This window comes from Marinobacter alexandrii (assembly GCF_005871205.1).
In the GTDB taxonomy this organism is placed as follows: domain Bacteria; phylum Pseudomonadota; class Gammaproteobacteria; order Pseudomonadales; family Oleiphilaceae; genus Marinobacter; species Marinobacter alexandrii.
This window is the reverse complement of sequence record NZ_SWKM01000011.1, coordinates 112715-135008: the sequence shown is the minus strand read 5'-3', so window position 1 is coordinate 135008 and position 22294 is coordinate 112715. Positions and strand designations below refer to the sequence as shown.

General features: G+C 59.6%; 23 protein-coding genes. 19 read left to right on the top strand and 4 right to left on the bottom strand.

The window, feature by feature from the left end; genetic code table 11:
- Nucleotides 1-6 precede the first annotated feature (6 nt).
- The 5 genes from FCS96_RS00850 (at nt 7) to FCS96_RS00830 (ending at nt 3732) form a co-directional block, all read left to right on the top strand.
- Entirely contained in the window at nt 7-468 is a 462-nt protein-coding gene (locus FCS96_RS00850; protein ID WP_138438360.1) for a chemotaxis protein CheW, read from the top strand.
- Nucleotides 469-535: 67 nt separating this feature from the next.
- Nucleotides 536-1054 (top strand): Fur family transcriptional regulator, encoded by a 519-nt coding sequence (locus FCS96_RS00845; protein WP_138438359.1) that lies wholly within the window; start codon nt 536-538, stop codon nt 1052-1054.
- Nucleotides 1047-1838, top strand: coding sequence for a zinc ABC transporter ATP-binding protein ZnuC (znuC, locus tag FCS96_RS00840; protein WP_138438358.1), 792 nt, complete (start codon nt 1047-1049; stop codon nt 1836-1838). The genes FCS96_RS00845 and znuC overlap by 8 nt, the downstream gene beginning before the upstream one ends.
- A gap of 7 nt (nt 1839-1845) precedes the next feature.
- Nucleotides 1846-2637 (top strand): metal ABC transporter permease, encoded by a 792-nt coding sequence (locus FCS96_RS00835; RefSeq protein ID WP_407658072.1) that lies wholly within the window; start codon nt 1846-1848, stop codon nt 2635-2637.
- Nucleotides 2638-2727: 90 nt separating this feature from the next.
- Entirely contained in the window at nt 2728-3732 is a 1005-nt protein-coding gene (locus tag FCS96_RS00830) for a PAS domain-containing protein (RefSeq protein WP_138438356.1), read from the top strand.
- Between the two features lie 10 nt (nt 3733-3742).
- Here FCS96_RS00830 and FCS96_RS00825 read toward each other — a convergent pair whose 3' ends face one another.
- Nucleotides 3743-3991, bottom strand: a complete 249-nt coding sequence (locus tag FCS96_RS00825) for a CDGSH iron-sulfur domain-containing protein (protein WP_138438355.1) — start codon at nt 3989-3991, stop codon at nt 3743-3745.
- Nucleotides 3992-4266: 275 nt separating this feature from the next.
- Between FCS96_RS00825 and FCS96_RS00820 the strand changes: the two genes are divergently transcribed.
- Entirely contained in the window at nt 4267-5271 is a 1005-nt protein-coding gene (locus FCS96_RS00820; RefSeq protein WP_138438354.1) for an ArsJ-associated glyceraldehyde-3-phosphate dehydrogenase, read from the top strand.
- Nucleotide 5272: 1 nt separating this feature from the next.
- Nucleotides 5273-6466, top strand: coding sequence for an organoarsenical effux MFS transporter ArsJ (arsJ, locus tag FCS96_RS00815; RefSeq protein ID WP_138438353.1), 1194 nt, complete (start codon nt 5273-5275; stop codon nt 6464-6466).
- A gap of 3 nt (nt 6467-6469) precedes the next feature.
- Here the strand turns inward: arsJ and FCS96_RS00810 are convergent, their stop codons facing one another.
- Nucleotides 6470-7552 (bottom strand): patatin-like phospholipase family protein, encoded by a 1083-nt coding sequence (locus FCS96_RS00810; protein WP_138438352.1) that lies wholly within the window; start codon nt 7550-7552, stop codon nt 6470-6472.
- Between the two features lie 181 nt (nt 7553-7733).
- Between FCS96_RS00810 and FCS96_RS00805 the strand changes: the two genes are divergently transcribed.
- On the top strand, nt 7734-8792 hold the full coding sequence (locus FCS96_RS00805) for a GGDEF domain-containing protein (protein ID WP_171040635.1): 1059 nt from the start codon (nt 7734-7736) through the stop codon (nt 8790-8792).
- Between the two features lie 13 nt (nt 8793-8805).
- Here FCS96_RS00805 and FCS96_RS00800 read toward each other — a convergent pair whose 3' ends face one another.
- Complete coding sequence (locus tag FCS96_RS00800) at nt 8806-9720, bottom strand: alpha/beta fold hydrolase (RefSeq protein ID WP_138438351.1); 915 nt, start codon at nt 9718-9720, stop codon at nt 8806-8808.
- A 193-nt stretch (nt 9721-9913) separates the two neighbouring features.
- Here FCS96_RS00800 and folE point away from each other — a divergent pair, with 193 nt between their 5' ends.
- The 8 genes from folE (at nt 9914) to FCS96_RS00760 (ending at nt 17988) form a co-directional block, all read left to right on the top strand.
- Nucleotides 9914-10483 carry a GTP cyclohydrolase I FolE gene (folE, locus tag FCS96_RS00795; protein WP_138438350.1) on the top strand — a complete coding sequence of 190 codons (570 nt, stop codon included), beginning with the start codon at nt 9914-9916 and terminating at the stop codon, nt 10481-10483.
- Between the two features lie 24 nt (nt 10484-10507).
- The gene (gene folX / locus FCS96_RS00790; RefSeq protein ID WP_138438349.1) at nt 10508-10882 is read left to right on the top strand and encodes a dihydroneopterin triphosphate 2'-epimerase; all 375 of its coding nucleotides are present in this window, start codon (nt 10508-10510) and stop codon (nt 10880-10882) included.
- Nucleotides 10883-10903: 21 nt separating this feature from the next.
- A complete protein-coding gene (locus FCS96_RS00785; protein WP_138438348.1) occupies nt 10904-11335 on the top strand; it encodes a CoA-binding protein in 432 nt (143 codons plus the stop codon).
- A 116-nt stretch (nt 11336-11451) separates the two neighbouring features.
- Entirely contained in the window at nt 11452-13731 is a 2280-nt protein-coding gene (locus FCS96_RS00780) for a bifunctional diguanylate cyclase/phosphodiesterase (RefSeq protein WP_138439591.1), read from the top strand.
- Between the two features lie 51 nt (nt 13732-13782).
- Entirely contained in the window at nt 13783-14097 is a 315-nt protein-coding gene (locus tag FCS96_RS00775) for a hypothetical protein (protein WP_138438347.1), read from the top strand.
- Between the two features lie 237 nt (nt 14098-14334).
- A complete protein-coding gene (locus tag FCS96_RS00770; protein ID WP_138438346.1) occupies nt 14335-14781 on the top strand; it encodes a MerR family transcriptional regulator in 447 nt (148 codons plus the stop codon).
- A gap of 6 nt (nt 14782-14787) precedes the next feature.
- Entirely contained in the window at nt 14788-17394 is a 2607-nt protein-coding gene (locus tag FCS96_RS00765; RefSeq protein WP_138438345.1) for a heavy metal translocating P-type ATPase, read from the top strand.
- Nucleotides 17395-17535: 141 nt separating this feature from the next.
- Nucleotides 17536-17988, top strand: a complete 453-nt coding sequence (locus tag FCS96_RS00760) for a DUF411 domain-containing protein (RefSeq protein ID WP_138438344.1) — start codon at nt 17536-17538, stop codon at nt 17986-17988.
- A gap of 90 nt (nt 17989-18078) precedes the next feature.
- Here FCS96_RS00760 and FCS96_RS19995 read toward each other — a convergent pair whose 3' ends face one another.
- The gene (locus FCS96_RS19995; RefSeq protein WP_171040634.1) at nt 18079-19119 is read right to left on the bottom strand and encodes a hypothetical protein; all 1041 of its coding nucleotides are present in this window, start codon (nt 19117-19119) and stop codon (nt 18079-18081) included.
- A 136-nt stretch (nt 19120-19255) separates the two neighbouring features.
- On the opposite strand from FCS96_RS19995, the gene FCS96_RS00745 reads away from it, so the two are divergent.
- The 3 genes from FCS96_RS00745 (at nt 19256) to FCS96_RS00735 (ending at nt 22277) form a co-directional block, all read left to right on the top strand.
- A complete protein-coding gene (locus FCS96_RS00745) occupies nt 19256-19930 on the top strand; it encodes a Fe2+-dependent dioxygenase (RefSeq protein ID WP_138438342.1) in 675 nt (224 codons plus the stop codon).
- 81 nt (nt 19931-20011) lie between these two features.
- On the top strand, nt 20012-22000 hold the full coding sequence (locus FCS96_RS00740) for a ribonuclease R family protein (protein ID WP_138438341.1): 1989 nt from the start codon (nt 20012-20014) through the stop codon (nt 21998-22000).
- A 70-nt stretch (nt 22001-22070) separates the two neighbouring features.
- Nucleotides 22071-22277 carry a hypothetical protein gene (locus FCS96_RS00735; RefSeq protein WP_138438340.1) on the top strand — a complete coding sequence of 69 codons (207 nt, stop codon included), beginning with the start codon at nt 22071-22073 and terminating at the stop codon, nt 22275-22277.
- Nucleotides 22278-22294 lie beyond the last annotated feature (17 nt).

Below are 22294 nucleotides of genomic sequence, written 5' to 3'. Positions count from 1 at the left end.
CAAGCAATGAATGACAACAGCCAGACACTCTCCTGCGTTATGATCCCCATGGGCGAGCGGCAACTGTTACTTCCGAACGTCTCCATTGCCGAGGTGGTGGATTACGCCAGTTCCTCAGCAGGGACCGACACGCCGGAATGGCTGGTAGGCTTTCTGGACTGGCGCGGTTTGCAACTGCCGGTGATTTCCTACGACGCCGCCAATGGCGGCAGCCTCAGTGTTCCCGGCGCCAATCGGGGACGCATCGTGGTGCTGAACACCATCGGCGAACACCACCAGCGGCTTCCGTTCATTGCCCTGGTCACCCAGGGCATTCCCAGCCAGGCCCGCCTCACTGAAAGCCAGATCAAACAACTGGACGGCGAAGCCGGACCGGCCGATCTGATGCAGGTCGAGGTCGACGGCGACAACGCCTGGATCCCCAACCTGGAATACCTCGAAGGCCTGGCCAACGAATCTCGCCCCTGAGCCTGCTGTGCCATGGCGGGGATTTTCGGAAATGTTATAATGTTTCAAAATTTTCCGGATTCCCGCTATGTCTGCCCGCGCACTGCCCTATCGCCCGCACAATCACGATACCTGTGTCACCCAGGCGCTTACTGACGCCCGCACCATCTGCCAGGTTCGTAACGCCCGCCTGACACCCACCCGGGAGCGGGTCCTGGAGCTGATCTGGCAATCCCACAAGCCACTGGGAGCCTACGATGTCCTGGCCCAGCTCTCCGATGACGGCCACAACGCAGCGCCTCCGACGGTTTACCGGGCGCTGGACTTTCTGCAGCAGAATGGCCTGGTGCATCGCATTGCCTCACTCAATGCCTTTATTGGCTGTACCCACGCCGGTGAACACCACACCGGTATGTTTCTGATCTGCAGGTGCTGTGGCAATGTCCTGGAACTCACCGCGCCATCCGTCTCCGGAGCCATCAAGGCCGCCGCTGAGGCTGAGTCTTTCGCGCTGGATGACGTCACCCTGGAGATCTCTGGCCTCTGTCCCCGATGCCAGAGCGAGCAGGACGACCATAACGAAACGGGAGCGCCGGGCAATGAGTGAATTACTGGCAACCCTGAACCAGGTCACGGTGGAATTTGACGACCGGCTGGTGGTCGATCGCGTCAATTTGACCGTGCACCGGGGCGACATCATCACCATCATTGGTCCCAACGGCGCCGGAAAAACCACCTTGATACGGGCCATCCTGGGCCTGCAGAAAGCCTCCAGCGGTGAGGTCACCCTGTCGCGCAAGCTGGTGATCGGCTACGTTCCCCAGCATCTTGCCCTGGAATCGACCCTGCCGCTGAGCGTCAAACGCTTCATGATGCTGACCGGACGAGGACTCGCGGAATGCCAGGCGGCGTTGCAGAAAACCGGCGTTGGCCACCTGCTGGATGCCTCCGTGCATCACCTGTCCGGTGGCGAGAAGCAGCGCCTGTTGCTGGCCCGGGCCCTGGTCCGTCAGCCTGATCTACTGGTACTGGATGAACCGGCCCAGGGCGTCGACATTAATGGCCAGGCCGCGCTGTACGAACTGATCCGCCAGCTTCGTGACGAGCTCAACTGCGGCATCATCATGATCTCCCACGACCTGCACCTGGTCATGGCGGCCACCGACAAGGTTATTTGCCTGAACCAACACATCTGTTGCAGTGGCCACCCGGCCGATATCTCCCACGATCCAGCCTTCATCGAAACCTTCGGTCCTCGAGTAGCCGAATCCCTCGCGGTTTACCATCATCACCACAACCACCGCCATGATCTCCACGGCGACGTGGTGGAAAGCGATGCGGGTTCGTCCGTTACCGACCATCAGGAGTGCTCCGGCCATGCCCATCATTGATGCCGTGCTGAACGATTTTTTCTGGCGGGCGCTAATCGGCGGCCTGGGCGTCGCCCTGGTTGCCGGCCCCCTGGGCTGCTTCGTGGTCTGGCGCCGTATGGCCTACTTCGGCGATACCCTGGCACACTCGGCCTTGCTTGGGATTGCCCTGAGCTTCCTGATCAGTGTACCGCTGCATGTCGGCGTGGTACTGACTTGCATGGTCCTTGCCATCGCACTGGTGCTGTTTTCCCGTACCCGTGCCCTGGCCACCGACACCCTTCTGGGAATTCTTTCCCACAGTGCCCTGGCCATTGGCCTGGTCACACTCAGCTTCATGCCCGACGTGCGAGTGGATCTCACCGGCCTACTGTTCGGCGACCTGCTGGCCATGAGCCGGGCCGACCTGTTCTGGATCTATGGTGGTGCCGCCGTCATTCTGACATTGCTAGGCACTCTCTGGCATGGCCTGCTGATGAGCACTATTCACCCCGAGCTGGCCCGGGTGGAAGGCCTGCCGGTCGAGCGTCTGCGACTGGTCCTGGTGCTGATGTTTTCCGTGGTCATTGCGGTGGCGATGAAAATCGTTGGCGTGTTGCTGATTACCGCCCTGCTGATCATTCCGGCCGCCACCGCCCGACGCCTTGCCAACGACCCGGAGCACATGGTTGGGCTGGCAATGGTGTTTGGTTTTATCGCGGTGACAGGCGGCTTGAGCCTGTCCTGGTACCTTGATACGCCGGCCGGTCCTTCCGCAGTGGTGACGGCGTTCCTGACCTTTGTGCTGGTCTATGGCACCGCTGGCAAAGCCCGGATCTGAGAATTTCCCAGCCAACACTGACTGGTCTAAAGTGAAGGAACATCACTGAAGGAGTGTGGCACTCGACCGCCATAACTCGGGAAGAAGCGCATGGACATCACATCGACTTACCCAACCGGTCGGGCCCGCCGTTGGCCGGGCCTCTGGGTGCCGCTGGTTATTCTGATCGTCGGTGTGGCGTCGACAGCGTTCACCGCCCATCAGGAATCAAACCGGGCCCGCCAATTGGCGGAGGCCCGTTACCAAGCCGAACATCAGGCCCTGGTTCATCTGTTGCTGGCGAGGGCACCTAGTCAGGTAAGCGACGAGGCCTCGGCGCAGCCTGCTGCCCAGGACTGGCTACAAGCCGTATTCAATGATGCGTTACCACCGAGCCTCGGTGTTCGGGTTGATACCCTGGCCAGGCACACCAAGCGCCCGCTGTTCCAGATTCGGACCCAGGGCCCCATCGACCCTACCCTGGCCCTGAGGACCGAGGTCAGCTCGGAGAATTTCAGCTGGATGCTGACCACGGTGCCGGCGCGGGCACTGCTGGAGCAGGCCTCCGACACTGCACTCAGAAACGTCTGGCTGGCTGGCGGCTGCCTGACCCTCGTGGCAACCGCGCTGGCGCTGGTTCAGTGCCGCCGGTTACACGCCAAGGAGAAACAGATCTGGGGAATGGAGCTTCGGGAAGCGGGCTTCGACCAGCAAGTCACCAATCTGCAGGTCGAGAAAACCATTCTGCGCCAGGCCCTTGATGACAGTGAGCAACGCAGCCGAGATCTGGTGGCCCTGTCCGGAGCGATCATTGGTGAACTCGACGAAACCGGCCACATTGGCTTTATTTCCCCGCAACTCGCTGAATTGCTGGAACGGGCACCGTCCGATCTCGGCGGCCAACCCTTTGAAAAACTGATAGCGGCGAACTGCCGTGAGAATTTCCGGCGGGCGCTGAACGCTGCCCGCGCCGACCATTCCATTGAACGCATTGACGTGCCGCTGCATCACGGCGACGGCGAAAGCATTGTCGAGGTCACGCTCAGGATCCTGGCACTGACCGACCCCGTGCATGGCCTGAGCGGCTTTCGCCTCAGCGCCGTGCCCCACCCTTAGCCCTGAACCTTTAAGTCAGGGTTTTGTGGGTGCCATCGCACAAAGGCGCTGAACCCGTCTGCTTGCAACCACAGAACCAGACCCACTCCTTTTTTTCCGCGGTGAATTTTACCGGGGTGAATCCGGTGCCCTTGTGGGAGCCATCGCAAAACGGCTGGTTCTGGCTGCGGCCACAGGCGCACCACAGGTAGTTCTTTCCCGCCTCGACCAGCACGGAATAGGGTGTCTTGCTGGCAACCAGCGCTCTGTCATCACTCATACCACCTCCGGTAACAATCTTGCCCTCAGGTAGAGGCAGTATAGACAATTCCCCAAAGACACTTGCCTGGCCACTCATTGCCGGTTATCGTATATGCACTTTTAAGCATATACGAAGTTAGTAATATACATGAGCGCTGGCGCCAACAATCAGAGAACCCGCCCCCCCACCGTGCCGGGTTTCTGGCGGCTGTGATCCTCGCTAACCGGACCCGACACTGGTTTCCACAGCCAAAAACTAAAACCCTGGCCCAGCGCTATTAGGAGGCACTGAACATGAGCACCATCAAAGTAGGCATTAATGGCTTTGGCCGAATTGGCAGACTGGCGTTGCGTGCCGCCTGGGACTGGCCAGAGGTTGAGTTTGTTGCCATCAACGACCCGGGTGCGGATGCCGGCACACTGGCCCACCTGCTCACCTTCGACAGTATTCACGGGCGCTGGAACCGTGATGCCGGCGTCGACGGTACTCATATAGTGGTCGACGAACGCCGTATCCGGGTGACTCACAACCGCACGATCGCGGAGACCGACTGGTCCGGTTGTGACGTGGTCATCGAAGCCAGTGGTGTGATGAAGAAGGTCGACGTGCTGCAGGATTACCTGAATCAGGGCGTCAAACGGGTGGTGGTCACAGCTCCGGTGAAAGAGGCCGGTGCCAAGAACCTGGTCGTGGGGGTGAATGATCATCTGTTCGATCCGGCCACGGACCGGATCGTCACCGCGGCGTCCTGCACCACCAACTGCCTGGCGCCGGTGGTCAAAGTGATTCACGAAAAACTGGGCATCAAGCACGGCTCCATCACCACCATCCATAGCCTGACCAACACCCAGACCATCATCGACGCCCCACACAAGGACCTGCGCCGGGCCCGGGCCTGCGGCAGCTCGCTGATTCCAACCACCACCGGCTCTGCCACGGCCATCATTGAGATCTTTCCGGAGCTGAAGGGCCGGCTGGACGGGCATGCGGTCCGTGTCCCCCTCACCAATGCCTCCCTGACCGACTGCGTGTTTGAAGTCGACACGCCAACAGACCGGGACACCGTGAACCAGTTTCTGAAAGAAGCCGCCGAAGGCGAACTGAACGGGATTCTGGGCTACGAGGAACGGCCGCTGGTGTCCATCGACTACCGGACCGACCCCCGCTCCTCGATCATTGACGCGCTGTCGACCATGGTGGTCAACGACACCCAGGTCAAACTCTACGCCTGGTACGACAACGAATGGGGCTATGCCAACCGGACCGCGGAACTGATGCGCAAGGTGGGCGCTGCCTGACATGACCGCCGCCATCCGACAATACCTGGTCATTACCGGCAATTACTGGACCTTTACCCTGACCGACGGCGCCCTGAGGATGCTGGTGGTGCTGCATTTCCACCAGCTCGGCTATTCGCCGCTGGAAATTGCCCTGCTCTTTGTTTTCTACGAGTTCTTTGGGGTGGTCACCAATCTGCTCGGTGGCTACCTGGGCGCGCGTATGGGCCTTAATCGCACCATGAATGTGGGCCTGTTGCTGCAGATCGTGGCGCTGGCGATGCTGGCCGTGCCCGCCGCCGCCTTGACAGTACCCTGGGTCATGGCGGCCCAGGCACTGTCCGGCATTGCCAAGGACCTGAACAAGATGTCGGCGAAGAGTGGTATCAAACTGCTGGTCTCGGATGCCGAACAGGGCAAGCTCTATCGCTGGGTGGCGCTGCTGACCGGCTCCAAGAACACCCTCAAGGGCGTGGGCTTCTTCCTGGGCGGCGTGCTGTTGATGACGATCGGGTTCCGGGGCGCGGTCATTGCCATGGCCTCGGTGCTGGTGCTGATTTGGCTGTCCAGCCTGGTGCTGTTGCAGCAGGACCTTGGCAAGAGCAAGGCCAAGCCAAAGTTCACCGACATCCTGTCCAAGAGCCGTCCGATCAACCTGCTCTCCGGTGCCCGGCTATTCCTGTTCGGCGCCCGCGACGTCTGGTTCGTGGTGGCCCTGCCGGTTTACCTGCACACGGTGTTCGGCTGGGATTTCTGGCAGGTGGGTGGCTTCATGGCCAGCTGGGTCATTGGCTACGGTATCGTGCAGACTGTGGCTCCACGCATAACGGGCGATCAGGCCGGGCGCCTGCCGGCGGTGCTCTGGGCCGCGCTACTGGCGGTGGTTCCGGCGGCCATTGCCCTGGGGCTGATCACCGGGGTATCACCGCAGGTGGCGGTGGTTGGCGGGCTGCTGCTGTTCGGTGTGCTGTTCGCCATCAATTCGTCCCTGCACAGCTACCTGATCGTCAGCTATGCCCGCGGCGACGGTGTGTCTCTGGACGTTGGCTTCTATTACATGTCCAACGCCGCCGGCCGCCTGCTGGGTACGGTGCTGTCGGGCTGGGTCTACCAGGTTTACGGTCTCGAAGCGTGCCTGTGGCTGTCTTCCGGGCTGATCGCCCTGGCCGCGCTGATCGCAACCGGACTGCCGGAACGGCGCCCGGTCTCGGCCTGAGGCTCAGAGCGGGCGCAGCACCTCGGTCAGCTTGCCGGTTTCGGTCAGTTCCATGAACTCATCACCCAGGCGGTCGCTTTCGGCAATCGCCTTGCGCCAGGCCCGTTCCCGGCCCTGATCATTGTTCACGTAAGTCTCGAAATCCTTCCGGTCCGGCAGCTTGCGGTCCGGGAGGGTCTCCAGGTATTCCTTCGACGGCGCCACCAATACCACGTCCTGCAGCCGGGTGGCATCGCCGCGACGCCAGGGCAGGGTCTTGTCAAACCAGCCTGGCACCACCTTGTCGGTGAAGTGCGGGTACAGAATCACCCCGGGCTGCTCGTAGGGCAAGTCCAGGTGATAGTCCAGCAGCCCGCCGTCCCGGTACACGCCCTCGGGCGCACCCGGAATATTCCGGACCCCGGACATCACCATGGGAATGGAGGCGGACGCCAATAACGCCGGCAATAGGTTGTCACGGGTCAGGGCGACTTCGTGGCTGGGGAAATCAATCAGCTTGGAGACCGGTGCCTTGAGCCGGGCGTCGTGCAGAATGCCCCGTTCCATGAATCGGCCCAGGTGTCGGCGACTGACCATGTTGGCACTGATGGCATTCATCAGACCCAGACTGAGCCGGCCCCGGGTATCGTGTTCGAGCATGCCCAGACTGCGCACCACCACCACATTCAACCGGTACCAGGGGTGGTTGAGGATGTAGTCCTCACAGCCAGACAGCAGCGTTTCCAGGAACAACACACTCTTGCGACTGACTTCCGCCGCACTGACACCCTTGGCGAAGCGCTGGCAGGTATACAGCTCCGCCAGCTTGGTGAGCTGAGCCTTGGGATCGTCGGAGGAAGCCACCGCAGCAAAGCGCCAGCTGCCAATGGACGAGCCGATCAGCGAACGCTCCTGCGGCACCGCCGGCAACCAGTCGCCGAAAATGGCCTTGTCCAGGCCACTAAGCCCGAGGGCTTTGGGGCCTCCAGCGGCACCGGGAATAACATGGACATCTTCCGGGCCCAGTGGCTTGTCTTTCAGCCGCTGCATAGCGCGCCGGCCGGCGCGGATCGTCAGTGCTGGCGGCCGGGTATGAATTGCGGTCATGTGGCAGTCCCTCTCGTCAAGGCGCGAAGTTTAACGAAGCAACGCAAACACAGCCAAGCACAGGCCGACAAAATGTCGCAAATGGCGACAGTTAGTGCTTCTTTGTCAGAAAGCGCATGCTACTATTTGAATCGTTCTACACTGGCAGCCGTCGGTGTTTCCCAGGCAGCGGGAGTAAGCTGTGAATCTGTTTTCCCCAGGTGACCAAATCGCCCGCAACCCTACCCTTGCCGTTCTGGGCTTCCGACGGCAACTGATGTACCACCTTCACTTCTGGGCATTTGTTGCAATCGCTCCGCTGATCCTGGTGCAGTGGCAGCAGAAGCATTATCTGCTGTCCGCCCTTCTGATTCTGTTCTGTTTGAACGCGCTTCTGGTGATCGCCTTTCTAAAGTTTCGCAATAGTTACTTTCTGAACGGGCGCCTTTTTCCGTTCCTGGCCGTGGTTGCCGCCGGCTACTCCACCGTGCTCAACGGCCACTCCGGCCTGTACTGGGCCTATCCGGCCGCCACCGCTCTGTTCTTCCTGCTGCCCCTGCGCGAAGCCATCGCCAGCAACATCGTGTTCATCTCCGTGATGGCCGTTATTTCCTTCCTGTACCTGCCGGAGACCGAGTTCTGGCGGATTGTCGTGTCCCTTGGCCTGACCTGCGTCTTCGCGATGGTCTTTGCGTGGCTGGTCGGCAAGCTGCAGCAGGAGCTGATCTGGCTTGCCACCACCGATCCCCTTACCGGCTGCCTGAACCGATCCCAGTTGGCCGACGTCCTGAATACGCAAATCCAGATGCGGGAGCGTTACGAACGGGTGTCGAGCCTGATATTACTGGATCTGGATTTTTTCAAGGCCATCAATGACGAGTGGGGGCACCAAGCCGGTGACCAGGTGCTGAGAGAAATGGCAACGCGACTCCGCAAACGGCTTAGGGAAATCGACCAGCTGTTCCGAATCGGCGGTGAGGAATTCATGATCGTACTGCCCGAGACCCGTCAGCGGGACGCCGACACCCTTGCCCACCAACTCCTGGCCAGCATCAGCGCGCGTCCATTCCTGAACAATATCAAGCTCACCGCCAGCGCTAGCGTGGCAGAGGTAAGCCACGGTGAAACCTGGTCGGTGTGGCTGAACCGTGCAGATCAGGCGCTGTACCAAGCCAAGGCTCATGGCCGTAACCAGGTGGTCAACGCCCGTCGGCCGGTCCCATCCGTTACCGAACCCCCTCCGGACGCGGCGGCGACCTGACCGAGATTAGTCCTCAGCCGACCCGCTTGCGGAATTCCCGATAGGCCCCAAAGACATCCCATGGGCATTCAAAATGGGGGTAGTGCCCGATGCTCCTCAGGCTGACAACATCGGGATTGGCGATCAGTTCGCGGTAACGCCGCGCCATGGCGGCGCCCGAAACCGGATCCGCGGCACCGGAAATCAGGCGCATCGGCTGGCTGGCGTTTTGCAGCGCCCCCACCCAGCGATTGCGGTGACAGCGCCGCTCCTCCATGAACTGAATCAGGTGATGCAGAATGCCTCGGCCGTTGTTGTAGGTCAGCAGGTGCCAGAAATCCTCCATATCGACCTGATCAGGCGGATTTTGGCTACCAAACAAGCGGCGAAAATTGCGCTCAAAGGTTCGGCGGGTCAAGCCACGGCTGATCAATCCGCCAAACGGGCTGCGCAAGAGCTTCTGAATGAGCAGGGGTTGGTGGACCTCCGGGAAAAGCGCTCCATTCAGGAAACAGATACTCGCAATACAAAACGGCAGCCCGCCCTCCTGCTCACGGGCCAGCAGTTCCTGCGTCACACTGCAGCCATAGTCGTGGGCAAACAGATGCACCGATGTGAGCCCCAAACCCTCAATCCAGCCCTGTAAAAGGTCCGCCTGATCTTCAATGCTGTAGGGGTAGCTGATCGGCTTGTCAGAGAACCCAAACCCGAGCATATCGAGTGTCAGTACATTGTATTGCTGAGTCAGCATGGGCCAGATCCGGCTCCAGTCCCAACTGGCGGTGGGGAAGCCATGTATCAGTACCAAGGGTTCGCCCTGGCCGGCCATACGGCTGAATATGGCATGGCCTTCGTACTTGAACCACTTGCCTCCCTGCTGCCACCCTTCCAGGGTGCCCTCTTCGTGCCTGGGCACGGCCTTACGGTCGTTGGCGATCACCTGTTCCATCCTTTATCCCCGGCGATTTTCCAGCCCCAAACTGTAAAACAATCACGCGCTGGCTGCCATAGCCGCTGTCCCGTTTCTGATTGCAGTGAACTGAAAGTGGTCTTTTCCCTTACTCGCCTCGTAAAGCGTAGAGATGACAGACAAATTACCTTAAGCTTTGGCCCTCGTAAGACACAGCAGATCGGACTTAACTATGACCAAACTCCTTGACGACCTCGCAGGTCACTATAGCGCCATCATCAATGGGCTCGGTGAAGACACCGACCGCGAAGGTCTGCAAGACACCCCCATGCGCGCCGCCAAGGCCATGCAGTTTCTCACCCAGGGTTATCAGCAGAGCCTGTCCGACCTGGTCAACAACGCCGTGTTCGAATCCGCCATGGATGAGATGGTAATGGTCCAGGACATTGAGCTGTACAGCATGTGTGAACACCATATGCTGCCATTCATCGGCAAGTGCCACATCGCTTATTTACCCCAAGGGCGGGTGCTTGGACTGTCCAAGTTTGCTCGTATTGTCGACATGTATGCCAGGCGGCTGCAGATTCAGGAAAACCTGACGCGACAGATCGCGGAAGCTATCGAGGAAGTCACCAATGCCAAGGGCGTCGCCGTGGTCATTGAGGCTCAGCACATGTGCATGATGATGCGTGGCGTAGAGAAGCAGAACTCGCGCATGAAGACCTCGATGATGCTGGGCCAGTTCCGGAAATCCCAGGCTACTCGTACCGAGTTCCTGAATCTCATTGGTAACAACCGCTGATCCCAACCGGATAACGGAGGCGCTATGACAGACGTAACCGGCAACCATCAGGCCCGGGTCCGTATTAAAGACCTGCTGCTCCGAGCCTACATCGGCATCAAGGAAGAGGAGATCAACAACCAGCAGGATGTACTGATCAATGTCTGTCTGACCTACGATGCGACTGACGCCATCAACGAGAACGAAATCTCAGCGGCCCTGAATTACCGAACGATCACCAAGCAGGTCATTCACCATGTGGACGGCAATCGGTTCGCCCTGCTTGAGCGCTTGACTCACGAGGTGCTAAGCATTGTCATGGAGCACGCGGCGGTGCAGTGGGCACAGGTCGAAATTGATAAGCCCCACGCGCTGCGTTACGCCGAATCCGTCTCGGTCTGTCTCGAGGCCCATCGCTAACAACGCGGGTAGCAAACAGCCATGCCACACAGCTCACCGGCCCAGCTCCGGGCCATTCTGGAAAACGTCCGGACCATTGCCCTGGTCGGCGCCAGCGAAAAGACCAACCGCCCGTCCCACGAGGTCATGGTCTTTCTGCAGCAACAGGGTTACCGGGTGCTTCCGGTAAATCCCCGGATCGCCGGGCGCCAGTTGCTGGGCGAAACCGTGGTGGCCGATCTGCCGTCTCTGCCGGAGCCGGTCGACATGGTGGATGTGTTCCTGGCTCCGGAGCGCACCGATGCCATCATTGATCAGGCCATTGCCCTCAGGATTCCCGTGCTCTGGCTGCAGATTGGCGTGATCAACGAAGCCGGCGTTGCCCGGGCCGAAGTTGCCGGCCTGGTCACGGTAATGGATCGCTGCCCCAAACAGGAAATTCCCCGCCTGGGCCTGCCCCCGGTATTGGCCTGATTTAACCATCAATAAGTGAGAACCAGTTCACACTTTCTTTTCCGGGCTGTGACACACTGCACAGCTCTGCCATAATCGTTCCCCGAGCCAATGTCCGGGTTCGGAACGTTTCAGTGATGGAGTATCGTGTGAGCAAACCGGCATCAGCCACCAGAATCCTCGTGCGAGGTCTGTTGAGTCCCTTCTTTCCGGTGCTGATACTTCTGCTATTTCTTACGCTGGCGGCCGTTCTGCGCCACGGTCTTGAACAACAGGACGATCGGCAGATCAACGCTAACCTGATGAACGAGGCCCACGCCATGGCCAATGGCCTTGAGCGCGAGTTCATCATCCACGCCCAAGCCATACAGCGTATGGCTCAACGTTTGGCGGCCTCGCCCGAGACTTCGCAGGCAGCATGGCGTGAGGATGCGCGCCATTACCTCGAAGACTTTGGCGTTTATCAAGCCATTGAGTGGATTGATCGCGATTTCATCATTCGTTGGCTTGAGCCCATTGCAGGCAACCAGGATGTCATCGGATTCAACGTTGCGTTCTCCGAGGAACGCAGACGAGCCCTCGAATCATCCAGAGCCTCCGGCACTTTCGATATCTCCGGCGTCATCAACCTGAAACAGGGCGGCCAGGGCTTGGTTATTTACGCACCTGTTGACACCGGAAAAGCCAACAATGGATTCGTGGCCGGTGTCTTTCGAATGCGAGTTCTGACCCAGCAGATGCTCAGCAGCCGTGTTCTTGAATCATTCAGTATCGAACTTCTCAGCGACGGCGCGCCAACCTACCAGTTGAAGCCATCGGATGATACCAGTGAAGTTTTTTCCCATACCGAGCCGGTGAACCTGCCCACGCTGAACTGGTCGTTCACTCTGCGCCCGACAAAAGATTGGGTCCAGAGTCAGCGTAGTGACTGGCCAGCCATGACGTTCGGTTCCTTGTCCTTGCTCGGGCTGCTGACCAGCCTGACCACCTTACTGGTTCAAGTGATCCTGAAGCGCAATCAGGCATTGCTGAAAACCCGGAGAGAGTTAGAGCGGGAAATCGATCAGCGAAAGACGATCCAACTGGATGTGGCCCGCCTGGAATCAACGGACACCCTCACCGGGCTCGCTAACCGACGATTTTTTATGGAGGATCTGGCACACACTCTGAGCATTGCCGACCGGCAAATGCGTCAGGTTGCCTTGGTCTTGCTGGACCTGGACAGATTTCAGATGCTCAATGATTCCCTGGGCCACCAGTTCGGTGATGAGCTTCTTATCAAGGTCTCGGAGCGGCTTAACGGTTTAAGCAACGAGCGCATTCTGGTGGCCTATTCCGGCGGAGATGAATTCATGCTGTGTCAGCAGCAGGTAGATAGCGTCGATGATGTCATTCACCTGCTGGGGCAGGTCAAACAATGCTTCGAGGCTCCCTACGAAATCCAGGGGCAAGGCTTCAATGTGACCGCCACCATGGGCATCGCAGTCTATCCACACAGTGGCCTCGACGCCGATACGCTGTTGCGAAATGCGGACATCGCCCTATACCGTGCCAAGGATCAGGGCCGCAACACCTATCAGTTCTACACTGAGGGCATGCAGGACCGGGAAGTCATGCGCCTGGAACTGGACAAGGATTTGAGCCAGGCCCTTCGCAATGATGAATTTGTTCTGTTCTACCAGCCACAACTGGATCTGGATCGGAGTGAAATCAACAGTGTTGAGGCGCTGATTCGCTGGCAGCACCCACGCCGTGGCCTGTTGTCACCGGTCGACTTTATTCCCTTGGCGGAGGAGAGCGGCCGCATTACCGATATTGGTCGTTGGGTGGTGATGGCGGCCTGCCGCCAGCTCGCCCGCTGGCAAGGCACGCCTTACGAACACCTGCGGATTGCGGTAAACCTGTCCGGGCGAGAACTGGACGACGATGAGCTGGTGAACCACATTCGCGAGGCCCTGGAGTCCGAGAATGTTCCTGCCGACCGCCTGGAAGTGGAACTGACGGAAGAGGTGTTCATCCAGAACATAGAGCGCAACCTCAATCAGCTGTCCCGGTTGCAACAATTGGGCGTGCATCTGGCGATTGATGATTTTGGTGTCGGTTATTCTTCGCTCGGTTATTTGCGGGACTTCCCAGTCGACGTGCTCAAGATTGACCGGTCGTTCATCAATGAAGTCACCAATCGTCATGACGACGCTGTCATCACTCGCGCAGTGATCAATCTGGCCCATAACCTGGGGATGGATGTGGTCGCCGAGGGTGTTGAAACCGAGGCGCAGCTGACTTTCCTGAAGAACAATCACTGCGATGTTGCCCAAGGGTATCTGATCAGTCGGCCCATTCCTGCGGCAAAACTTGAGCACGCCATGGCCGACGGCTCGCTGCTGAAGCGTATTGCCGTGACTTCAGAATTGTAATCAGGGCACGCCAACCCCACCATTAGAGACACATTCCCCCGGTAAGTTGTTATGACGTCGAAATACCTGACTCCAGAACAGGATCGTGATATCCGGCGCTGGGAGCGCTGGAACCGCAATTATTTCATCCTCGCCTTTCTGGCCCTGATCATCATCCTGGTGTTCAGCAGTCAGCTGGGTCTGTCCAGCGGCACCAGCTGGGGCCCGCTCGGCCTGCTGCTTGCGGCGATCGTTGCCCCCATCATCGTGCTGCAACTTCGGCTGACCTGCCCTGCCTGTGGCCACAAGATCGGTTGGCAAGCCAAGCTGATGGCGCCGGACCAGTGTAAAACCTGCGGTACCTTCCTGCGTTCCAAAGGCCAGTAAGCTCCTTCTAAAAAACCATTGACCTGTGAGTTGCTCACAGGTTTTATTGTTTCCTATACGCTTTACTGTCGTGCATGACGTGCCCGCTTGGGTACTGTCCGCGCCTGACTGTCTGCCCTTCCGAAACCCGCTCAAGCACATCCCTGTGGCGCTTGAGCTCCGCCATCTATGGCTACGCACAGTTTCGGAAGGGCAGACAGCCAGTCACTTGCTCAACCTTCTGGATGGGTTTTAGCTATGAAAGTCAAAGACATAGCAAACGCTGCTGCCGTCAATCCGGATACCGTGCGGTTCTACACCCGCGAAGGGCTGTTAAACCCAAGCCGGAATCCGGACAACAACTACCAGCAGTTCGACGCCGATGACCTGCGGCGCCTGCGTTTTGCACGCAAGGCCAGGCAGCTTGGATTTTCGCTGCCAGAGATCCGGGCCATTCTGGATCAAGCCGAGGATCATCATTCGCCCTGCCCCATGGTGCGCGAGGTTTTTGAACAGCGCCTGGCCGAAGTTGAGCGGGAAATCAGTGAACTCCAGGCGCTGCGCAAGCGCATGACCTCTGCCCTGACAGCCTGGCAGCACATGCCTGACGGCACGCCGGACGGCCACACCATTTGCCGGCTGATTGAGCATTGGGACGACACGCCCACGGTGAACACATCAGCCGTGAACGGAAACAAGGAGTAAGCAACCGTGGCTGAGACAAAAACACTGCAGACCGCATTGTCCATTTCCGGTGCCACCTGTCAGGGCTGCACCAACCGGATTCGTGCGGCGCTGGAACCGGTCACTGGCGATAAGAACCTGATTGAGGTGGATCTGGAGCACCAGACCGTCGCGCTGCCGGATAACATTGACCGTGACGAGGCTGCGCTCCGGGTCTCCGAGGCCGGGTACCCGGCGCACCCGGTATCCTCGGCCGACCCAAAACCGGCAAGTTGCTGTGCGGGTCAGGAGGCATCAGCGCCGCCGGCCGACACTGCGCTGGTCCAGGATTCCAGCGCCGGCGCTACCCCTTCGACTGACAACGATGATCAGGTTGCCCTATCGGTGAGCGGGGCCACGTGCGCCTCCTGCGTAAGCACCATTGAGAAGGCACTGAATTCGGTACCGGGGGTCACCGGAGCACACATGAACCTGGCCGATAACACCGCCACCGCCTCGGGAAAAGCCGACCCGCAGGCTCTGGTACGGGCCGTGGAGACCGCAGGTTATGGCGCCCGGGTCATCGAAAATGAAGACGAAGCCGACGAACGCCGGCAGGAAGAAGATCGCACGCTCTACCGCACCTTGTTGATCAAGATGGCGCTGAGTCTGACGCTCGGTGTTGGCCTGATGGTTTGGGGCATGGGCTTCGGCACCATGATGGTGACCGAAGCCAACCAGAGCCTCTGGCTTGGACTCGGCGCGCTTACCCTGCTGGTCATGGCCACCACCGGCGGGCATTTCTACACCGGTGCCTGGAAAGCGTTCCTGCACCATAACGCCAACATGGATACCCTGATTGCTCTGGGCACCGGCACGGCCTGGCTCTACTCCATTGTGGTTGCCAGTGTCCCGGACGCACTGCCAGAAATGGCGCGGCATGTGTATTTCGAGGCCTCGGCAATGATCATCGGCCTGATCAATCTGGGCCAGGCGCTGGAATTGCGTGCCAAAGGCAAGACTTCCGAAGCGGTGCGACGGCTATTGGATCTGAGGGCAAAAACGGCCCGGGTGTTGCGCAACGGGGAAGAGCGGGACCTTCCAGTGGAGGAGGTGATCAAGGGCGACTTCATCCGTGTTCGTCCGGGTGAAAAGTTGCCAGTAGACGGGGTGATCTCCGAGGGGGCCACCCGGATCGATGAGAGCATGCTCACCGGTGAGCCCATGCCGGTTAGCAAAGGCGAGGGTGACGGTGTCTCCGCCGGCACCCTGAACACCCACGGTGCCATTATCTATGAAGCTACCCGCGTCGGCAGTGACACCGCTCTGGCCCAGATCATCAAGCTGGTAAAGAAAGCCCAGGGCTCCAAGCCGGCGATCGGCCGGCTGGCGGACCGGATTTCCTCAGTGTTTGTGCCCACGGTCATGCTGATTGCTGTAGTCGCCGCTCTGGTGTGGTTCAACGTTGGGCCGGAGCCGGCGGTGGTGCATATGATGGTAGCGGCTACCACCGTACTCATCATCGCCTGCCCCTGTGCACTGGGGCTTGCGACACCCATGTCAGTGATGGTCGGTGTCGGCAAGGCCGCCGAGTACGGTGCACTGATTCGTCAGGGCGATGCCCTGCAGACCGCGGGCAAACTCGATCTGGTCATTCTGGACAAGACCGGCACCATTACCGAGGGTCGCCCGACCGTAACCCGGGTGTATTCGGTGAGCGGCGATGATAGCCGGCTACTGGGCCTGGCAGCCGGGCTGGAACAACATTCCGAGCACCCGCTGGCGGAAGCGATTGTCACCCGGGCCAGTGAACAGAGCGTTGCCATCGAGAAAGTCCGTGACTTCGAAGCCCTGAATGGCAAAGGCGTCCGGGGCACTGTCGACGGTCAGACCCTGCGTCTGGGCAACCGTCGCTGGCTGGAAAATGAAGGGGTTGAGTTCCCGGATCTGGATGAGGTGGCCCGAGCCATAACCGAGGAAGCGGGCACACCGTTGTTCGTGGCTCTTGGTGACGACGTCATCGGAGTTATCGGTGTCGCCGATGCCATCAAAGCCGACTCCACGGCCGCGATCGCACGCCTGCACGACGCCGGTATCAAAGTGATGATGGTGACCGGAGATATCGACGCCACCGCCAAGGCCATCTCCGCCAAAGCCGGGATCGACGACTACCGGGCGGAAGTACTCCCGGAGGACAAGGCCGAAGTAGTCAGTGCCATGCGTGGCAAAGGCTATACTGTGGCCATGGTGGGTGACGGTATCAACGACGCCCCCGCCCTGGCCGCCGCCGATGTCGGCTTTGCCATTGGTACCGGCACCGACGTCGCCATTGAAAGCGCGGGCATCACCCTGATGCGCGGCTCCTTGCACGGGGTACCCGATGCCATTGAAATTTCCCGGGCGACCGTGAAAAACATCCACCAGAACCTGTTCGGTGCCTTTGTTTACAACAGCCTGGGTATTCCTGTCGCCGCCGGCCTGCTGTACCCAATGTGGGGCATCCTGATGAGCCCGATCCTGGCCGGGGCCGCCATGTCCCTGTCGTCGGTCACCGTGGTTTCCAACGCGAACCGGTTGCGGTTGTTCAAAACGAGCCAGCATCCAGAGCAGGTAACGGCGCAATTTGATCAGAATTCATACGAGGTGCGGAACTGATGGAAAACTTTCTAGTCAACGCTTGTGGCATCGTCCTCATGGCCGCAATTGTCTGGTGGTTCTGGCTCTCTCCTTCAACCGGGAAAAGCTCTAGTCACGACCACAACCATCACTAACACACTATTGCACAAGGACATTCTCATGAAATCACAAGCCCTTGGACTTGTCCTGACAGCGGCACTGGGATTCAGCACGCCGCTGCTGGCCGCCGGTGCTGCCCAGAGTATTCACGTCTACAAATCGCCCTCCTGTGGCTGCTGCACCGATTGGGTCAAGCACCTAGAGAGTAACGGCTTTGACGTGGAAGTGACCGAAACCAACGACCTGAATCCGATCAAGCAAAAGGCAGGGCTTACACGGTCACTGTCGAGCTGTCATACCGCGTTTATTGGCGATTACGTAATCGAAGGCCACGTACCCGCGGATGATGTCAGACGCTTGATCGCCGAAGCACCGCAGGCCCGGGGGTTAACCGTGCCGGGTATGCCGGTAGGCTCACCTGGCATGGAAATGGGTGACCGTAAGGATCACTATAAGGTTTTGCTGTTCAACGAGATGGGCCAGACCAAGGTCTTTTCCGAGCACAATCAATAGTCCGGAAACAGTAGCCTAGAAAGCGCAGTACAGGATTGGAATATCAGTAAAAGAGCCGGGGCCACAATGGCCCCGGTCTTGTAACTCGGATCAGAAGAGGTAGGGGGCCAGAGCAAGCTCCAGGCGCGCTTGCGCGGCATAGAGATTGGACACCGGCACCACCGGCTGCTCGGGCGGCACGGCGGTCGGCCAGGCTTTCTGCAGGTCATCCAGAGCCTCGCTGGCCATACGCCACGCTTCTTTGTTATCCCGTTTCAACAGCGCCTGCTGGCCGTCCAGGTATTCGCGGGCGGCACGGACAAAGCCGCGACCGTCCTGGTATTCGTGCACGGCCACGAACTGACCCTCATCCAGTGCTTCGTCATACTCCAGCACCGCCTGCTTGGTCAGCGACAGGACTACCTTGGATACGGTCGCGCTACTCAGGCCTTGCTCATCGGCGTTAGACACCGCTTTTTCAATGGCAATCCAGGCCGCCTGGAACTGCTGATTGATGTCACTCCAGTCCTGGATACCACCGGATTTTTCCGCCAGTACTTTCAGGTGTCCACCCAGCGCGTTCTGGCCGCGATGTTCCAGGCCCGGCTCGGCCATCGGGTAAACCTCAACAAAGGGGTGAGTAAGATGCGGACGGCCTTCGGCCACGTCGCCGGATTTAATCAGCTCGCGGGCCGCCAGCAGGTGTCCCTGCATCATCTGCAGCATGGCCACATAGGCACCGTCGGAGGTGACTGACGAAACAGAGCTGCCGGCCTCGCCGCCTTCTCCGCCTTCACCACCTTCACCACCTTCACCACCTTCACCACCTTCGCCACCTTCGCCTCCGGCCGCAAAGTAACTAAACGCAGCTCCGGCTTCTCCACCTTCGCCACCTTCACCACCTTCTCCACCTTCTCCACCTTCTCCACCATGGTGTTCGCCACCTTCACCGCCATGGTGTTCGCCACCTTCACCGCCTTCACCGCCATGGTGTTCACCGCCTTCACCGCCTTCGCCGCCGTGGGCGGAAGCGTGCAACTGATCGTCGTGGTGCTCGCCGCCTTCGCCGCCTTCACCACCCAAGGTGCCACAGCCCGCGATGAGCGTGGCCATACCGATCCCGGTCCACAGTTTTAAAGTCTGGTTTTTCATTTACTTGCTCCTGTCTGAACTCCGCCGTTTCGCTTAGCCAACGGCGGTATTATTGAAGGCTCGTTCATGGTGATGCATGATGAATCATCCCTTGTCTCATTTGCAAATTGTTAGCATTCTTAACTGGAGTACGTCCATGATTCTGTGTATTGGCGAGATCCTGAACGCTGATCAGCTCAAACGCGTTCGCGCCGCGCTCGACAATGGCAGCTTCGATGACGGTCGTAAGACCGCCGGCTGGCATGCTCGCCTGGTCAAGAACAACGAACAGATGCAGATGGCCGACGACGCCGCCCGCGCCCTGCGAGCAGAGGTGGAAAAAGCCCTGACCGAACACCCGGTGTTCCAGATGGCAGTCAGACCCGCCAAGATGACGCCACCAATGTTCAGCCGTTACCGCGACGGCATGACCTACGGCAACCACGTGGATGACCCGGTGATGGGTCGGGGGCCCGGCCGCTTGCGCACGGACATTTCCTTTACCCTGTTCCTGGATGATCCGGACAGCTACGAGGGCGGCGAACTGGTAACCGACACCACGGCCGGTGAACAACAATACAAACTGCCGGCAGGCTCGGCGGTGGTCTATCCCTCCTCCACCCTGCACCGGGTTGAGCCGGTCAGCGAGGGCCAGCGCCGTGTCGCCATCGGCTGGATTCAGAGCACCATCCGCGACCCGGCCCAGCGTGAAGTGCTGTTCGATCTGGACACCGCGCGGCGCCAGCTGTTTGAACGCGAAGGCAAAACCACTGAATTTGATCTGCTCACCAAGTCCCTGGCCAATCTCCAGCGATTTTGGGCCGAGATCTAGTTTGGGAAGTCCGCTATCTGACGCATGGACCCATAACCGTTATACTCCGCCCATCATTCTTTTTAACAGCCAGGTTCATTCATGCTCAATGCCGACGCTATCAGCCAGTTGCGCCAGCTGAAATCCGATATCCACGACAACAAGATCGTCTTCCCCGGCACGGTTAAAGCCACCAATGGACGCTTCGGGTTCGTTGCCCTGGATGAAGGTCGGGACGTTTTTCTGCCCCCGGAAGAAATGCAGAAGGTGCTGCCCGGCGACCGCGTCAACGTAACCGAGCAGGAAGTCGAGAAAGGCAAGACCCAGGGCGCGGTGGACGAACTTCTGGAAACCCGCCTGAGCACCTTCGTTGGCCGCTACCTGATTAAAGGCAAGGGTCACTTTGTGGTGCCGGAAACCCCGGGCATCAATCGCTGGATTTTCATTCCGCCGAAAGAACGCATGAATGCGAAACCGGATGACTACATCTACTGCGAGATCCACAAACATCCGATCAAGGATGGCAAGGGCCAGGCCAAGATCCTGAGGGTGATCGGCAAGACCGGTGATCCTGGCATTGAACGGGCGCTGACCCTGGCCACCTTCGATCTGGCGGACGCCTGGCCGGAACCGGTACAGGCTCAGGTCGACAGCCTGGGAGAACAGGATATCCAGGCCCGCGAAAGCGACCGGGAAGACCGCACCGGACAACCCTACGTCACCATCGACAGCCCGGGCACCCAGGACATGGACGATGCCCTGCTGGCCGAACCCAACCCGACCGGTTGGACCCTGTCGATTGCCATCGCCGATCCGACGTCGGTGATCGAGCCCGGTAGTGCCGCCGAACAGGAAGCCTTTAATCGCGCCACCGCCATTTACTTCCCGGGCGAGCCGCTGCCAATGCTGCCAGACGGTCTGAGTACCCGGTTGTGCTCACTGATGCCGGAAGTGAATCGCCTGGCGCTGGTGTGTGACCTGCAGGTCAACAACGACGGCAGCCTGGGTGACTACAGCTTCCATCAGGCGGTGATCCGTTCCCAGCGCAAGCTGAGCTATGAACTAGTGGCCAACCTGATCGAGGGCCGCGAGGACGACGACATCAAGGCGTTGCCCGATGCCGTCGCCAACAGTCTGGACCAGCTACACCAGGCCGCCACTGCCCTGCGCAAATGGCGTGCCGAGCACGCCCTGCTTAGCGGCGATCGGCCGGAATTCCGCTTGCGCCTGGACGAGAACCGGCGCATTCGCCTGATTGAACCGTCGGTTCAGAATGAAGCCCATCGCCTGGTTGAAGAGTGCATGGTGGCCGCCAACCGGTGCGCGGCGGATTTCCTGAGTCAGCAGCCGTCCGGCCTGTTCATCCAGCATTCCGGGCTCCGGGACGATCGCATCGACAACATCCGCACGCTCTTGCAAAGCCACGCCCCGGAGCTGGCCGAGGTAGACGCCACCAGCGCCGCCGGATTCCGCCAGCTGATGACCCAAACCGAACAACTGACGGCCGAGGTTCCGGTCAAGGCGATTATTTCCCGCCAGCTGGCCCGCGCCGAACTGGGCTTCCAGCCCGCGCCACACCAGGGCATGGGACTGAACGCCTATACCACCTTCACCTCACCGCTGCGCAAGTTCTCTGACTTCTACGTGCACCGGCTGATCAAGTCTGCGCTCTGGGACCACCCGCTCAAGGCCCTGACCTCCGAACAGCTGGATGCCCTGCAGCAGGCCCAGATCAACGCGCGTCAGGCCGCCAACAGCCTGGAAGCCTGGCTCAAGAGCGACTTTGCCCGGACCCTGGGCGATGCGCCCATGACCGGAACCATCAGCCGTACCGTACCGGCCGGATTCTTCGTCCGGCTCGACGCCAACGGCCTGGAAGGTTTCGTCAGCTGCAAGGACCTGGAAGGCAAGTACGGCTTTGATCCAGTCACCCTGCGCCTGATCCACAACAAGAACGGCCGCATCTTCCAGTTGGAACAGCCGGTAAAGGTCACCTTTGCCAATGTCGACGACGAGCGTCGTCAGATCAATTTCACACTGGTAGAGGCCGAGGAAATCCAGAGCGGCAGTAACGACACCAACAACGGTTGATAAACCACTGGGGCAGGCGCATCGTAACTAGAAAGAGCTGCAGTTTTAGTGAGCTATAGCGAGGTGCGTTATGCCCATCAAGCCCGATGAATTCCTGAAAAAATACGGTTTCGACACGGAAGAAGAGGAGCGGGACCACAGCTTGCGCCACAACGCCATGGAGCACGCCAAGCACCTGCGCCGGCCCCACGCGGGAACGCCTCATGACTGGGAAGAATGGGAGCGCTACAAGCGCGAACACCCGGACGAAGTGGAGGAGGATGACGACCAGAGCTGAGTCGTCATCCCGGCCGC

Excerpts from the sequence above, each read along its gene's own strand:
- FCS96_RS00775 (WP_138438347.1), top strand. The coding sequence starts at position 13,783 with ATGACGTCGAAATACCTGACTCCAGAACAGGATCGTGATATCCGGCGC.
- FCS96_RS00760 (WP_138438344.1), top strand. The coding sequence starts at position 17,536 with ATGAAATCACAAGCCCTTGGACTTGTCCTGACAGCGGCACTGGGATTC.
- FCS96_RS00745 (WP_138438342.1), top strand. The coding sequence starts at position 19,256 with ATGATTCTGTGTATTGGCGAGATCCTGAACGCTGATCAGCTCAAACGC.
- FCS96_RS00850 (WP_138438360.1), top strand. The coding sequence starts at position 7 with ATGAATGACAACAGCCAGACACTCTCCTGCGTTATGATCCCCATGGGC.
- FCS96_RS00810 (WP_138438352.1), bottom strand. The coding sequence starts at position 7,552 with ATGACCGCAATTCATACCCGGCCGCCAGCACTGACGATCCGCGCCGGC.
- FCS96_RS00820 (WP_138438354.1), top strand. The coding sequence starts at position 4,267 with ATGAGCACCATCAAAGTAGGCATTAATGGCTTTGGCCGAATTGGCAGA.
- FCS96_RS00830 (WP_138438356.1), top strand. The coding sequence starts at position 2,728 with ATGGACATCACATCGACTTACCCAACCGGTCGGGCCCGCCGTTGGCCG.
- FCS96_RS19995 (WP_171040634.1), bottom strand. The coding sequence starts at position 19,119 with ATGAAAAACCAGACTTTAAAACTGTGGACCGGGATCGGTATGGCCACG.
- folX (WP_138438349.1), top strand. The coding sequence starts at position 10,508 with ATGACAGACGTAACCGGCAACCATCAGGCCCGGGTCCGTATTAAAGAC.
- znuC (WP_138438358.1), top strand. The coding sequence starts at position 1,047 with ATGAGTGAATTACTGGCAACCCTGAACCAGGTCACGGTGGAATTTGAC.
- FCS96_RS00845 (WP_138438359.1), top strand. The coding sequence starts at position 536 with ATGTCTGCCCGCGCACTGCCCTATCGCCCGCACAATCACGATACCTGT.
- FCS96_RS00825 (WP_138438355.1), bottom strand. The coding sequence starts at position 3,991 with ATGAGTGATGACAGAGCGCTGGTTGCCAGCAAGACACCCTATTCCGTG.
- arsJ (WP_138438353.1), top strand. The coding sequence starts at position 5,273 with ATGACCGCCGCCATCCGACAATACCTGGTCATTACCGGCAATTACTGG.
- FCS96_RS00735 (WP_138438340.1), top strand. The coding sequence starts at position 22,071 with ATGCCCATCAAGCCCGATGAATTCCTGAAAAAATACGGTTTCGACACG.
- FCS96_RS00740 (WP_138438341.1), top strand. The coding sequence starts at position 20,012 with ATGCTCAATGCCGACGCTATCAGCCAGTTGCGCCAGCTGAAATCCGAT.
- FCS96_RS00800 (WP_138438351.1), bottom strand. The coding sequence starts at position 9,720 with ATGGAACAGGTGATCGCCAACGACCGTAAGGCCGTGCCCAGGCACGAA.
- FCS96_RS00780 (WP_138439591.1), top strand. The coding sequence starts at position 11,452 with ATGGAGTATCGTGTGAGCAAACCGGCATCAGCCACCAGAATCCTCGTG.
- folE (WP_138438350.1), top strand. The coding sequence starts at position 9,914 with ATGACCAAACTCCTTGACGACCTCGCAGGTCACTATAGCGCCATCATC.
- FCS96_RS00770 (WP_138438346.1), top strand. The coding sequence starts at position 14,335 with ATGAAAGTCAAAGACATAGCAAACGCTGCTGCCGTCAATCCGGATACC.
- FCS96_RS00785 (WP_138438348.1), top strand. The coding sequence starts at position 10,904 with ATGCCACACAGCTCACCGGCCCAGCTCCGGGCCATTCTGGAAAACGTC.